Here is a 13,403-nt window from a genome sequence, read left to right as displayed (position 1 = left end):
CAGGCTGAGCTTATGAGGCGGGCTTGCCGATGTCCGTCGCGTCCTGGATCGAGTAGGCATAGCCCTGCTCAGCCAGGAAACGCTGCCGCTTGGCCGCGAAGTCCTGGTCCAGGGTGTCCCGCGCGACGACGGTGTAAAAGTGCGCTGCCCGGCCGTCGGACTTTGGCCGCAGCAGGCGTCCCAGGCGCTGGGCTTCTTCCTGCCGCGAGCCGAAGGACCCGGAGACCTGAATTGCCACTGACGCTTCGGGCAGATCGATCGAGAAGTTCGCCACCTTGGACACAACCAGGGTCTTCAGCTTTCCTTCCCGGAAATCACTGAAGAGCCGCTGGCGCTCCTTCACCGGTGTTCCACCCTTGATAACGGGGGCGTCCAGGCGTTCTGCGAGCTCATCGAGCTGGTCTATGTACTGCCCGATCACCAGGATCTGGTCGCCCTCATGCCGGCGGACGAGGTCCTGGACAACCTTGGATTTCGTTTCGGAGGTGGAGCACAGACGGTATTTGTCACCGTCCTCGGCCATGGCATAGGCAACACGCTCATCCCGGGGCAGATCAACCCGCACCTCGATGCACTCCGCCGGCGCGATGTAACCCTGCGCTTCGATGTCCTTCCAGGGTGCGTCGTAGCGTTTGGGGCCAATCAGCGAGAACACTTCCCCTTCGCGGCCGTCCTCGCGGACCAGCGTGGCAGTGAGCCCCAGCCTACGCCGGGCCTGCAGATCAGCGGTCATGCGGAAGATCGGAGCCGGCAGCAGATGGACCTCGTCGTAAATGATCAGGCCCCAGTCGTTGGCATCCAGCAGCTCAAGGTGCGGATACAGGCCGCCGCGCTTGAGCGTTAGCACCTGGTAGGTGGCGATCGTCACCGGGCGGACTTCCTTGACCGCACCGGAGTACTCGCCGATTTCGTCTTCGGTCAGGGAGGTGCGGCGGAGCAGCTCGTCCTTCCACTGGCGGGCCGAAACCGTGTTGGTCACCAGGATGAGTGTGGTGGTGGAACTGGTGGCCATGGCGGCAGCCCCGACGAGCGTCTTGCCGGCGCCGCAGGGCAGCACCACAACACCCGACCCGCCGGCCCAGAAGTTCTCGGTGGCGAGCTTCTGGTAAGGGCGCAGCGCCCAGCCGTCCTCGTTCAGCAGGATCGGGTGCGGAGTGCCGTCCACGTATCCGGCCAGGTCTTCCGCAGGCCAGCCCAGCTTGAGCAGCAGCTGCTTCAGGGCGCCGCGCTGGGAAGAATGCACCACTACCGTTTCGCCGTCGATCCGCGGACCAAGCAGCGGCTGGATTTTCTTGGCGTGGAGCACTTCTTCAAGCACCGGATAGTCGGTGGTCCGCAGCACCAGGCCATGCTGCGGGTCCTTCTCCAGCCGCAGCCGCCCGTACCGGGACATGGTTTCCTCGATGTCCACCAGCAGCGTGTGCGGCACCGGGAAGCGGGAATAGGTGAGCAGTGTATTCAGCACCTGCTCGGCGTCCAGTCCCGCGGCGCGTGCGTTCCAGAGTCCCAGCGGGGTGAGGCGGTAGCTGTGGATGTGCTCCGGCGCGCGCTCAAGTTCAGCGAAGGCTGCAATCGCGTGCCGGGCCTCGACGGCCTGGGGATGGTCCACTTCCAGCAGGATGGTCTTGTCACTCTGGACGATCAACGGTCCATCAACCATGTGCTGGGCTGCCCTCCACTATTTCCACATCCATTATCCGATGTATCGACACTACGCGCTCCACGTCCCGGCGCGGGTCAAAGACCCGTACCCGGCCATCGCCTACGGACAGGGGAACGAAGATCTCCTGGCGTTCATTCCCCTGGCTGTCCACGACGCCCATCCGTACGGAGCTTTTGGTGCGGATGGCCTTGCGCAGGGTTTCCAGGCCGACCAGCGGAACGGCTTCATCTCCCTTGGCGGCCACGGCGGGGCCGCGGCCGCGCAGCGCAGCCAGCTGGGCGTCGAGGTCATCCTCCGTCAGTTCCCACTGGTTTACGCGGGTGGAAGAGGACGACGGCGCCGGAACCGGCGGGCGGGCATGGGAACCGGAAGCTTCCCGCGCACGCCCCTCCATGACCGGTGCGTAGCCCAGGCCGCGGATGGCCAGGGCCAGTTCCTGCGGGGTCGCGGCCGAGGCGATCACGGTCGGAGCGATCCGGGTTAGTCCCAAGGCACCGGCACGCGGATCAGCCATCAGGGCGTTCAGCCCGGTTTCGTCGTCACTGCGCAGGTAGGACCAGGCTGCGCCGATCCGCAGCCGGCCGTGCCGGGCTGCGGTGTCTTCCACCAGGTAGCGCAGCGGCTGCGGCACTTCGGTGGCTGAATAGTGGGCGAGGAACTCCAGGATCGACGCCGCGTCCAGCTCGGCGTCCAGGGCGCGGCGGATCGAGTCCGAGGAAAAACGGTAGATCGTTGCCGGACCCTGCCCCTCGGCGTCGGCCACCAGGGACAGCTGCCTGGCCACCTTGGGGTCCAAGTATCCCGGAGCCACCGCGGTCAGGTCTGCCTGCAGCAGGAAGGAGCTCAGCGGCTCCGGAAGCACCTCCCGAAGCCGGCCCGAAGCACGCTCCAGCTCACCGGCCGCGACGGCGTGGCCCAGTTCGGTCAGGGCGCCGGAGCCGATCAGTCCCAGCTGCGCGGCTTCCTTCAGGATTCCCGGGACCAAACGGGCGAAACGGCGCTGCAGTCTGGGCTGGTACCAGGTAAGTGCGCTGATCAGGTCTTCGGCGTCGTAGGCGCCGGAGTGTCCTTCCTCCACGGACTCCGCCTCGGTCAGGGACGCGAACATCTCCAGCATGCGCCGCCGCACCAGCGGGGCATCGGGGCGGGACAGCTCGCCGGCCAGGGCGTTGACTGAACCCCCGCCCGGCAGCGGGGCTCCGACCAGCGACGGCGCCCGTTCGGCTTCCAGCCAGGCTTCCACCAGGTGCTGCCACTGCAGTTCGCGGTCCATGGTGTGCCAGTCGCTCTCCGCCGTGCCCCAGCGGGAGGTCGCAGCGTCCAGGACAAGCAGTCCGGAAAGCGCGGAAAGCTCCAGCAGCCAGGCCGTGGCCATCCCGTCCAGCCGCAGCGCTTCCGAAACGCGCCGGACTTCCCGGACCCCGACGCCGCCGGAACGCAGGGTTCCGATCGGCGCTTCAGCGGCAACTGCCAGCAGCTCAGTGACCAGGCGGAGAGTCTCTGCCACCGCACCGTACGCCGCGTTGTCACGAAGGGCATGAGGTACCGGCCGGGGCTTGGGCGGAACCGGATCCAGCTGGAAATCGGAGACGATCACGTGGCCGCGCGAGGCCTGTCCCACCGGCCGCGGAAGCTCAACATGGAGGGCATCCAGGGGTACCAGCAGGCCATGTGCAACAAGCCACTCAACAGGAGTGGGAGACGGGTTGTCCAGGACGGCGCGGCTAATCGCCGCCTTGCGCGGAATGGTGCCCACCGGGGAGTACTTGAAACGCCTCAGCAGGTCGTGGGTCTGGGGCGGGGCGTCGGCCAGCAGGGCTTCCCAGCCGGCGGGGTCCGAGACCAGGTGATGGAGTGAGTGCGCAGCCGTGGCAGGCGTGTCAGCCTTCTCGATGGGCAGCCCGCGCTGCCGGAGTCCGTCCACGATGCCCACCAGGCGCTGCCCGAACTCCGGCTGCTGGGCAGCCAGTGTCGAATAAGGCCGGCCGAGCCCTGCAGGATACGCGCCCAGTGCTTCGCCCAGCACGGAAACCGGCAGGTAGAACTTGCGTCCGGCGTCGGCCTTCGGGGCGCCGGGGTGCGGCGTTGCGCGGCGCAGCAGGGCCAGACTGTGCAGGTAGCTGAGGATTGCGTCCAGCGCCTTGATGGTGGAGCCGGAGATGGAGGCTTTCAGCCAGGAGGCCGTGGTGCTGAGGTGTGAGTCCTCATTGGTGGTGAGGTCCAGCGCTTCAAGGACCTGCAGCTGGGGAGCCGTGAGTTTTTCAAGGGCCCGCTGTACGCTGATGCGCGTGGAAGCGCGGGCGGCCAGTGCCTGGAAATCCGGTACCGGCGGCAGTGCCAGGTCCGGCCGGGCGAGAAGGAGCTCACGCAGTTGTTCGTCACTGCGCGCTGCAAGGTCTTCGGCCAAGGCTCGGATCGCGGACATCGTCCAATACGTTACCCGAGTGGGACCGAAAACAAACGGGTCAGCCCCGGCGCCGCCGCACGATTGAGTCAATTACCAGCCCGGCCATCATGAGGAAGGCGAGGGGCAGGGCATAGAACGCTCCGGCTGCGAATCCGGGCCAGATAACCTCGCCGCGCAGCGCCTCAAGCAGCAGAGCCCCCAGGCTGCCGACGCCGGCCACGGCCAGGAGTCCGGCCAGTGCCGTCACCAGCATCCGCAGCGGTGAGCGCCTGGTTTTTTCAGGGAAGTCAGCGCGGCTTTTTGCGGGGGTTGAACCCATGTGCTCCATGGTCTTTAACGCTAACAGCTAAAAAACCGCGCACCCAAAGCGGGACGGGCCACGGATTAGGGGGCTCGGGATATTCTAAAGGGAAGACACTTCCCCGTAGTATCTCAACAGGCATCCGCCGCCGGCCCGATCGAAGGCCGGAAGACGGATACGCGCGGACGTACCACCCCTTCATCACCAGATGCGGTCGAAAGCCCGCACCCAAGAGCTAAGAACGAGGTAAGCGAAGTGCCCATCGGCAAGGTCAAGTGGTTCGACACTGGCAAGGGATTTGGATTCCTGGCCACTGACGACGGCCAGGAAGTCTTCCTGCATGCTTCTGCTCTTCCCGCTGGTGTGAGCGAGGTGAAGCCCGGGACCCGGATGGAGTTTGGCGTGGCTGACGGCCGCCGGGGCCCGCAGGCGCTCTCTGCCCGGATCCTGGAGGCGCCGCCGTCGGTGGCCAAGGCTACGCGGAAGCCCGCTGACGATATGGCAGTGATTACCGAAGACCTTATTAAACTGTTGGACGGAATCTCCAACGGACTGCGCCGGGGACGCTACCCCGAAAAGAAGCACGCCACCAAGGTGGCTGCGGTGCTGCGGGCCGTTGCCGACGACCTTGATGCATAGGGGCAGAACCACCGAGTGAAAACTACCGACGCGACCGATACCGAACCAACGCCTAAGCCTGCTCTCTCGCGGAAGCCTCCGCGCAAGCCGTCCAAGCCGGACGCAGTGCTGGCAGCTGCCGTAGAGAGCGCGCGGGCAGGGCTGCTGGAAGTCGCACCGGAAGAGCAGGTGGGGGAGTGGCTCAGCGCCGTGCCCGAGGCAGACCGGCTGGTAACCCACCGGTTCCGTGCCAACCGTCCCGGCTACCGGGGCTGGGAATGGTACGCCACGGTGGCGAGGGTGCCCCGCGGCAAGGTGGCCACGGTCTGCGAAGTAGGCCTGCTGCCCTCAGCCGATGCCATCCTGGCGCCTGAGTGGGTGCCGTGGTCCCAGCGGGTGCGTCCCGAGGACGTAGCTGCCGAGGAAAGCGGGGCCGCCGCGGAAACTGTGGACGGTCAGCAGACTGGAACTGCCCCGGACGCTGGGGTTAAAGAGCCTGACGCCGGTACGGCAGAGGCAGCGCAGACGGAAGAGGATGCCGCAGCGCCTGCGGCCATGGAGGACGAATAATCGGTGAGTGCACGGAACTTGGTTCGCTGTCCCGGAAGGGAGAAGTGAACCTAAATGTTCCGTTCGCTTCGAATTTTCAACTACCGCATCTGGTTCCTTGGAGCCCTGGTTTCGAACATTGGAACCTGGATGCAGCGCACCGCCCAGGACTGGCTGGTCTATGACATCCTGACCAGCCAGGACGCTGCAGCCATGGGAATCGTCATGGCGCTGCAGCTGGGCCCGCAGCTTCTGCTCGCGCCCTGGGCGGGCCTTGTTGCCGATACCTATGACCGGCGCAGGGTCCTGCTGGCCACCCAGGTTTCAATGGCTGCACTTGGTGCGGGACTGGGCCTGCTGGTGCTCTCCGGGCATGCGGAGCTGTGGCACGTTTACGCGTTCGCCCTGGCGCTGGGCGTGGTCTCCGCCGTGGACGCCCCCGCGCGCCAGAGTTTTGTCTCCGAGGTGGTCAGCGAGGAGAACCTGCCCAACGCCGTCGCACTGAACAGTGCCTCCTTCAACGGTGCCCGCATGATTGGCCCGGCAGCGGCCGGCCTGCTGACCGTGGCGGTGGGGCCGGGCTGGGTCTTCCTTATTAACACGGTGACCTTCGCTGCCATGGTCCTTGCCCTGCTGAAGATGCGTTCCTCCGAACTCCGGGTGCTGCCCAAGGCACCGCCGGGCAAGGGACGGATCCGGGCCGGACTGAAATATGTGCGGTACCGTCCGGATCTGGTCATGGTCCTGGTGGCGATCTTCATCGTGGGAACCTTCGGCCTGAACTTCGCCGTGTACATCGCCGCGATGGCACGGACCGAGTTTGGACAGGATGCCGGGGTTTTTGGGCTGCTGAACTCAATCATGGCAATTGGCTCCGTCGCCGGGGCCCTGCTCTCAGCGCGCCGCGAGCGGCCGCGGCTGCGGTTTATTTTCGGGGCAGCCGGTGCCTTTGGCGCCGCCTGCACGGTTGCCGCACTTTCCCCGACGCTTTGGATCTTTGCCCTGTCCCTGATCCCGGTGGGCCTGTTCGCGCTGACTCTGATGACCAGTGCCAACGCCTACGTCCAGACCACCACCACACCGGTAATGCGCGGCCGGGTCATGGCCCTGTACTTCGCGATCTTCCTCGGCGGCACGCCGCTGGGCGCACCGATCGTTGGATGGGTCTCCAATGCCTTCGGTCCGCGCTGGAGCCTCGGCGTGGCCGCAGCATCCGGTCTGATCACCGCCGTCATCGGCCTGGTCTGGGCCTGGCGTGCGCACCACCTGCGCCTGCACTACGATCGTTCGGTCCGGCGGCGGCTCTACCTGACCAGCGACGCGACGGAGAAGCGCATAAACGACGAGGACCCCAGGCCGCAGTAACGGCGCCGGGATCCTCGTCGGGACGGGCTCGTGCCCGCCGTCAGCTGATCCAGCGGTTAGGAATGCTCGATCACATAGTCGATGCACTGCAGCAGAGCGCTGACATCATCAGGCTCAATGGCGACGAAGGTGGCAATGCGCAGCTGGTTGCGGCCAAGCTTGCGGTACGGCTCAACATCCACGATGCCGTTGGCCCGCAGGGTCTTGGCGATGGCTGCGGCATCAATCGACTCATCGAAGTCGATGGTGGCGATGACGTTGGACCGGTCCTCGGCGCGGGCAACGAACGGCGCAGCGACGCCTGACTTCTCTGCCCAGGAGTAGATGCGGCCGGCGGAATCGGCAGTGCGGGCCGCAGCAAAGTCCAGGCCGCCGTTGGAGTTCAGCCACTGGATCTGCGCGTCCAGAGTCACCAGTGTGGACAGGGACGGGGTGTTGTAGGTCTGGTTCAGCCGCGAGTTGTCCACCGCTGTCTGAAGGTTCAGGAAATCCGGGATCCAGCGGTCGGAAGCGTTGATCCTGGCGGCGCGCTCGATGGCAGCAGGGGAGAACATGCCCAGCCACAGCCCGCCGTCGGACGCGAAGTTCTTCTGCGGGGCAAAGTAGTACACATCCGCTTCAGCCAGGTCCACGGCCAGGCCGCCGGCCGCTGACGTCGCATCGATCAGGACAAGGGAGCCGTCGTCGGCGCCGGCAACCCGGCGGACCGGAGCGGCTACGCCCGTGGAGGTCTCATTCTGGGGCCAGGCGTAGACGTCAACGCCTTGTTCGGCAGCTGCTTCCGGGCGGGTGCCGGGTTCAGACTTGATGATGCTGGAGGCCGCCAGGAAAGGTGCCTTGTTGGTAGCAGCGGCGAACTTGGAACCGAATTCGCCGAAGGAAAGGTGCTGTGCCTTGTTTTCCACCAGGCCGAAGGAAGCGATGTCCCAGAAGGCAGTGGAGCCGCCGACGCCGAGGACAACCTCATAGCCCTCGGGGGCGGAGAACAAGGAAGAGAGTCCCTCGCGGACGCTTCCCACGAGGTTCCTCACCGGTGCCTGCCGGTGGGAGGTGCCAAGCAGCTTGGCACCTGCACTGGTCAGGGCCTGGATCTGCTCGGGCCGGACCTTGGAAGGGCCGGCGCCGAACCGCCCGTCCTTGGGAAGAAGTTCTGCGGGAATCGTAACGGCGGGTTCGCCCATTTTCTGTATGCTCCAAGCGGGTTGGCAGGGTGCTTCAACGTACTCTTCTATTCAACACCCGGCGCCCGTGCCGGTCCTATTGTGACCGGGCTAGCGCTTTTGCTCCTGCGAAGCGGATAATTCTCCCCGTTTTGAGCCGATGGGCTAACGTGGGAACGGAACCGGCGGCGCGTTCTGTGCCGCTGCGGGTATTCACTTCCGCACGATTGCTAGGAGCGGTACGGTCATGACGGACCTCATCGACACAACTGAGATGTATCTTCGAACCATCCTTGAGCTCGAAGAAGAGAACATCGTGGCTCTGCGGGCGCGCATTGCCGAGCGCCTGCGCCACTCCGGGCCAACCGTCTCCCAGACCGTCGGGCGGATGGAACGTGACGGACTGGTAGTCGTCTCCGGGAACCGGCAGCTTGAACTTACTGAGCTGGGCCGGCGCCGTGCCACCGAAGTGATGCGCAAGCACCGGCTGGCCGAAAGGCTGCTCGCGGACGTGATTGGACTGGACTGGGCCTACGTCCATGACGAAGCCTGCCGCTGGGAACACGTGATGAGCGAACGTGTGGAACGCCGCCTGTATGACCTGCTGGGCAAGCCCACCGAATCCCCGTACGGAAACCCCATTCCCGGACTGGAAGCCCTCGGCGGAGAGGCCGCAGTGCCGCCGGCCATTGCCTACCGGGACCTGCTCTCCGCCGTCGAGCTTGTCACCTCCGGGCAGCCGATGGTGCTCGAACGGCTGGCCGAACCCATCCAGGTGGACCCCGAACTCCTGACCCAGCTGGATGAGGCCGGGCTGCGGCCCGGAGCAACCATCACAGCTGAGGTTGTGGGCGGCTACATTTCGGTCCGTGTGCCGGGCATCGAGGGTGCGCTGGAGCTCCCCGCCGAGGTCGCTTCGCACGTATTTGTCTCCGCACCCGCTTCGTGACCTTCTGCCTCTCCAGGTAACGGAATGGTATCTTTTGGCCTTTTGCCCCTATAGTGGCATCTGACTACAGCAACAACACCGCTTACCGGTCCAACAGCCGAACCCTGCCACTGGACCGCAGGTGCAACCGTTCGCAGGCAGGGGCGGAGGACCCACCAACCGGCAGCACTACTGCCTTGGGGTGAAGCCTTCGAGCAGCGCAGGACCATCTGTTTCCTGGATGGTCCCGGGCATCGGGGGCCGAGTTTCTCTACTCGAATCCGACAGCTAACTTCGCAGGCTTTGTAGAGAGGGAAACACTTGTCGAAGCATGCTGCTTCGGGCAGGCGCAGGGCCGAAACACCGGCCGTTGAGCTGCGTCCACGCACCGCCGGACGGCCGGCCGGCAGACGCCGCGCCGAACCTGTCCACCGTCCCATGGGCGGCACCGCCCAGAAGTTCGCCATCACGGCTGCCGCGTCCGGGCTCGTCCTGACCGTGGCCATGCCCACGACGGCGGCAGCCACGGACCCGGCCACCACTCCGGAGCTGACTGCAGCTCCGGCGCCGGTTTCCGCAGACCCCAACGCAGTCCTGGACTTTGACCGGGCAGCACTGACCTCCAAGTTCGACCCCGATGCCAAGCTGCGCGGGCTCACGGTCGCAGGAACCGATGTGACCCCGGCTGCGGCCAAGGGAACGCTCGCTGCTCCGCTGACGTCGGAGCTGGTGCAGACCTCTTCCTTCGGTTACCGGGTCAGCCCCATCACCGGCACGGCAGGGGAGCTTCACACCGGCCAGGATTACGCCGCAGCCTGCGGCACCGAGGTAACCGCCGCAGCAGCCGGAACGGTCAAGTCGGCCGGCTGGCATGAGTACGGCGGCGGTAACCGCGTCGTGGTCGATCACGGCAACGGTGTGGAGACCACTTATAACCACCTGTCAGCGATCAGCGTGTCCGTCGGGGACTTCGTGGAGCGCGGGCACCTGGTGGGCGCCAGCGGGACCACGGGCGCCTCCACCGGCTGCCATCTGCACTTTGAAGTACTCGTAAACGGCAATCCTGTCGATCCCCTCGGCTGGTTGTGACCGCGGCAATACCCTTTCGTGACCTGAGCGTGACATTTCCTTGATGTTGTTATATTCTCGTCACCGTGCCTGATTCGCCAAAGATCAGGCACTCTCGAACAGTTCGCCGAGCTCTGCCACTGTCCGAGATCCGTTCGCAAAATCGCATGGCAGAGGCGGGGGAACCAATTTCGGGTTTCGCAAGAAGCCCTAGGGGTTAAGTTGCCGGACTTAGCAGTCCAGCAACCGGGTGACTCCCATCCGAATCCGACAGCTCACCTCGCAGGCGTTGGGAGAGGCAAAAACTGTGTCATCAGTCAATTCCGGCCGCCGTCGTGCCGCCACTGCGCCGGTAAGCACGCTTACCGCGCTGTCCAAAGCTGTTACCGCCAACGCAGGATCCGTCGGCCGCCAGGCCGCCGTGGTTGTCGCTGCTTCCGGCCTCGTCCTGGCCGCAGGTATGCCGGCCCAGGCAGCTCCGGTTTCCACCGACCGCCAGGCTCTTGAAGCCACCCCCCTCAACGTTGTGACCTCCAACGGGACCGTTACGGTCTCCGAGCAGGCACCCTTCGAACTTCCGGTCCAGCCGCTGGCCGGTTCGCTGTCCGGAGCCGAGACCCGCGCACAGATTGCAGCCGCAGAGCAGGCTGCTGCTGAGGAAGCCGCAGCCGTTGCTGCCGCTGCCCAGCAGGAAGCTGTCGCCGCACAGCAGGCCGCTGCTCCGGCCCCGGCTGCCGCACCCGCAGCCGGCAACGTCAGCACCGCTTCCTCCACTCCTGCCCCCGCAGAAGCCAGCGCCAGCGGAGTAGCTGCCGGCCTGGTGGCTTCCGCCTACGCCCAGATCGGCGTAGCACAGGACTGCACCGCCATGGTTGAGAATGCACTGCGCTCGGTCGGCAAGTCCGTCGGCGACCTGGCTCCCGGACAGTTCTTCGCCTTCGGTACCGTTGTTGGCAGCCCGCAGCCCGGCGACCTCGTCATCACCGGCGGCCACGTTGCGATCTACGTCGGCAACGGCCAGGTCATCAGCGGTGGCCTCAACGGCATGAACACCGGACTGCACTCCCTGTCTGATCTTCCCGGCGCAAGCTTCGTCCGCGTCAGCTGACGCCCAGTTGCCAGAAACAACGGAGAAAAACCTCTCATGACCACGTCAACTGAGCGTGCGCGTCACCGTGCGCCCGTGCAGCGCAATAACTCCCTGTCCGCCCTTGCAGACGCTGTCAGCAGCGCCGGCAACGTCGGACGCCAGGCCGCAGTTATTGCAGCTGCCTCGGGTCTGGTACTGAGCACGGGCGTAGCTGCTACCGCAGCCGGCCCGGAGACATCCCGCGACGTACAGACCAGCAAGCTGGATCTGTCCTCTATTCCGCTTCAGGTTCCGGCCGACGCAATCGGTCCCGACCTGACGCTGACCCCGGTCCCGGGCGTGATCGTGGCACCCGAGCCCGCAGAGGTCACTGTCCAGTCCCAGGAAGTTGCTGTTGCAGATGAAGCCGCTGCGGCTCCCGCCGGCAACGGCACGGCAGCAGCCACCCCGGCCGCCGCGCAGAGCGCCGCTCCGGCAGCACCCGCTGCAGCGTCCGGCACAGCAGCCACCATCGCCGCTGCAGCCTACGCACAGCTCGGTGTTATGCAGGACTGCACCATGCTGGTGACCAATGCACTGGCAGCTGCCGGCATCAACTTCCACGACTGGCCCGCAGGCTACCTCTCGCTGGGCCGCACGGTCAGCGCTGCCGAGGCTGTCCCCGGCGACCTGATCTACTACGCCGACGGCGGCATGGGCCTGGCCCACATCGCTGTCTACGTGGGCAACGGCCAGGCCGTCCACGGCGGCTTCTTCGGGAACCAGACCGTGGTTGCTCCCGCAGAACTTGGTTCCGGCGGCGTATACATCCGCGTTGGAGGCTAAGAGCCACAGTTTTGACACAGTGAAGGACCCTGCCGGGAAACGGCAGGGTCCTTCTGCCTTTCCGGGACCGGCTCCTCGCCGGAGCCGAAGCCGCCGTGCCGCTCAGCCCCGGCATTCGGCGTGAACCCGGGCCGGTTTAATGGCGGGATTGCGTTCCGCGGCTTACCCTTGCAGTGAACATTCGAAGTACCGCAGGGCCGGTTGACGCTGTTTCTTCCCGCCGGCGGGCAGGCGAAGAGGAACGTGCATGCGAACCCTGGTTCTGAATGCGGGCTACGAACCGCTGGCTGTGGTCAGCTTCCGGCGCGCGCTGGTGCTGGTCCTAACCGGCAAGGCCAGCGTGCTGGCGGAGAGCGGGGACCCGGTTGTTGGTCCCGGGGATGTTTTTGGCCGCCCGTCCGTGATCCTCCTGAACCGCTACGTAAACATCCCGTACCGTGATTCAACCGCAGCTACCCGCCGCGGAGTCCTGCGCCGCGACGGACACTCCTGCGCGTACTGCGGGAAGCAGGCGGCGACGGTGGACCACGTGGTGCCAAAGTCGCACGGCGGGCAGGACAGCTGGGAGAACCTCGTGGCCTGCTGCCTGCGCTGCAACAACAAGAAAGGCGACAAAACCTTGAACCAGCTGGGCTGGAAGCTCCGGTTTACGCCGCGTGCCCCGCGCGGCACCCGCTGGCAGATCCGGGAGCTGGAGCAGCCGGCGGCACAGTGGAGCCCGTTCCTGGGAGATACCGCCGCATGAACTCCGGTGCAGCCACGCGGTTCGACGCCGTTATTCTTGCCGGCGGCCGCTCCTCACGGCTCGGCGGAGAACCGAAGGCGGGCCTCCTCCTGGAGCAGGAGCCGCTGCTGGTCCGTACTCTGCGTGCCGCTGCCGGCGCTGTGCGCACGGCGGTAGCGGGACCGCCGTCCCTTCAGACGCTGCTCGACGGCGTTGCCTATTCCGGGATCATTGTGAGGGAGGATCCGCCGTTCTCAGGTCCTGCCGCCGCCGTGGGAGCCGCTGTGGGTGCGCTGGCGGAAATCTCTGCACAGACCGGGGATACCCGCAGTCCCTGGACTCTGCTGCTTGCCTGCGACATGCCGGAGGCACATCTGGCCGTACCTGCGCTGCTGGCTGCGGCGGCGGAGGATCCAAGCCAGTCCGTGCTGGCGGTGGACAGTGCCGGAAAGACGCAGCCTCTGGCCGCCCTGTACCGCACCGGGGACCTTGCCGAAGCCGTAGCTTCACGCGCGGAGGGACTCGCAGATCTCTCAATGTTCAGCATGCTTGCTAGGGTGCAGTGGAGAGAGGTTGCCGTTCCGGAGGGAAGCACGGCGGACGTGGACACTTGGGCAGATGCCGGGAAATGGGGTATCCAGGCCGGGCCACGGGCCGCAGGCGTGCCACCCGGATCCGCAGCTGCCGCCAAGGACTAAGGAGCCA

Annotated in this window: 13 protein-coding genes and 2 riboswitches; of the genes, 9 read left to right on the top strand and 4 right to left on the bottom strand. The window is 65.8% G+C overall.

The features are described from left to right. Positions 1-10: 10 nt before the first annotated feature. From ACWGQ2_RS03385 to ACWGQ2_RS03375, 3 genes are read right to left on the bottom strand one after another with little or no spacing between them, the layout of a single operon-like run. Positions 11-1,660, bottom strand: coding sequence for a DNA repair helicase XPB (locus ACWGQ2_RS03385; RefSeq protein ID WP_452014320.1), 1,650 nt, complete (start codon positions 1,658-1,660; stop codon positions 11-13). Then, positions 1,653-4,088 carry a helicase-associated domain-containing protein gene (locus tag ACWGQ2_RS03380; RefSeq protein WP_452014318.1) on the bottom strand — a complete coding sequence of 812 codons (2,436 nt, stop codon included), beginning with the start codon at positions 4,086-4,088 and terminating at the stop codon, positions 1,653-1,655. The genes ACWGQ2_RS03385 and ACWGQ2_RS03380 overlap by 8 nt, the downstream gene beginning before the upstream one ends. Before the next feature lie 40 nt (positions 4,089-4,128). Further along, entirely contained in the window at positions 4,129-4,389 is a 261-nt protein-coding gene (locus ACWGQ2_RS03375; RefSeq protein ID WP_452014316.1) for a hypothetical protein, read from the bottom strand. A 237-nt stretch (positions 4,390-4,626) separates the two neighbouring features. Here ACWGQ2_RS03375 and ACWGQ2_RS03370 point away from each other — a divergent pair, with 237 nt between their 5' ends. Genes ACWGQ2_RS03370 through ACWGQ2_RS03360 form a run of 3 tightly spaced genes read left to right on the top strand, consistent with a single transcriptional unit; the run spans position 4,627 to position 6,903 of the window. After that, the gene (locus ACWGQ2_RS03370) at positions 4,627-5,010 is read left to right on the top strand and encodes a cold-shock protein (RefSeq protein WP_091607783.1); all 384 of its coding nucleotides are present in this window, start codon (positions 4,627-4,629) and stop codon (positions 5,008-5,010) included. A 15-nt stretch (positions 5,011-5,025) separates the two neighbouring features. Continuing rightward, positions 5,026-5,559, top strand: a complete 534-nt coding sequence (locus ACWGQ2_RS03365; protein WP_452014314.1) for a DUF3027 domain-containing protein — start codon at positions 5,026-5,028, stop codon at positions 5,557-5,559. A gap of 54 nt (positions 5,560-5,613) precedes the next feature. Continuing rightward, positions 5,614-6,903 (top strand): MFS transporter, encoded by a 1,290-nt coding sequence (locus ACWGQ2_RS03360; protein WP_452014312.1) that lies wholly within the window; start codon positions 5,614-5,616, stop codon positions 6,901-6,903. A 56-nt stretch (positions 6,904-6,959) separates the two neighbouring features. Here the strand turns inward: ACWGQ2_RS03360 and serC are convergent, their stop codons facing one another. After that, positions 6,960-8,084, bottom strand: coding sequence for a phosphoserine transaminase (gene serC, locus ACWGQ2_RS03355; protein WP_452014310.1), 1,125 nt, complete (start codon positions 8,082-8,084; stop codon positions 6,960-6,962). A 226-nt stretch (positions 8,085-8,310) separates the two neighbouring features. Between serC and ACWGQ2_RS03350 the strand changes: the two genes are divergently transcribed. From ACWGQ2_RS03350 to mobA, 6 genes are all read left to right on the top strand, one after another. Next, a complete protein-coding gene (locus tag ACWGQ2_RS03350) occupies positions 8,311-9,012 on the top strand; it encodes a metal-dependent transcriptional regulator (RefSeq protein ID WP_452014308.1) in 702 nt (233 codons plus the stop codon). 85 nt (positions 9,013-9,097) lie between these two features. Further along, positions 9,098-9,309, top strand: a riboswitch (cyclic di-AMP (ydaO/yuaA leader). Positions 9,310-9,312: 3 nt separating this feature from the next. Next, complete coding sequence (locus ACWGQ2_RS03345; protein WP_452014306.1) at positions 9,313-10,080, top strand: M23 family metallopeptidase; 768 nt, start codon at positions 9,313-9,315, stop codon at positions 10,078-10,080. Between the two features lie 125 nt (positions 10,081-10,205). Further along, positions 10,206-10,362, top strand: a riboswitch (cyclic di-AMP (ydaO/yuaA leader). A gap of 4 nt (positions 10,363-10,366) precedes the next feature. Next, on the top strand, positions 10,367-11,167 hold the full coding sequence (locus ACWGQ2_RS03340) for an NlpC/P60 family protein (RefSeq protein WP_452014304.1): 801 nt from the start codon (positions 10,367-10,369) through the stop codon (positions 11,165-11,167). A gap of 36 nt (positions 11,168-11,203) precedes the next feature. Continuing rightward, on the top strand, positions 11,204-11,974 hold the full coding sequence (locus ACWGQ2_RS03335; protein WP_452014302.1) for an NlpC/P60 family protein: 771 nt from the start codon (positions 11,204-11,206) through the stop codon (positions 11,972-11,974). Positions 11,975-12,221: 247 nt separating this feature from the next. Beyond that, positions 12,222-12,719 (top strand): HNH endonuclease, encoded by a 498-nt coding sequence (locus tag ACWGQ2_RS03330; RefSeq protein WP_452014300.1) that lies wholly within the window; start codon positions 12,222-12,224, stop codon positions 12,717-12,719. Then, positions 12,716-13,396, top strand: a complete 681-nt coding sequence (mobA, locus tag ACWGQ2_RS03325; RefSeq protein WP_452014298.1) for a molybdenum cofactor guanylyltransferase — start codon at positions 12,716-12,718, stop codon at positions 13,394-13,396. Before ACWGQ2_RS03330 ends, mobA begins: the two co-directional genes overlap by 4 nt. Positions 13,397-13,403 lie beyond the last annotated feature (7 nt).

Source organism: Arthrobacter sp. NPDC055585, from assembly GCF_053619115.1.
This window is presented reverse-complemented; position numbering and strand designations above follow the sequence as displayed.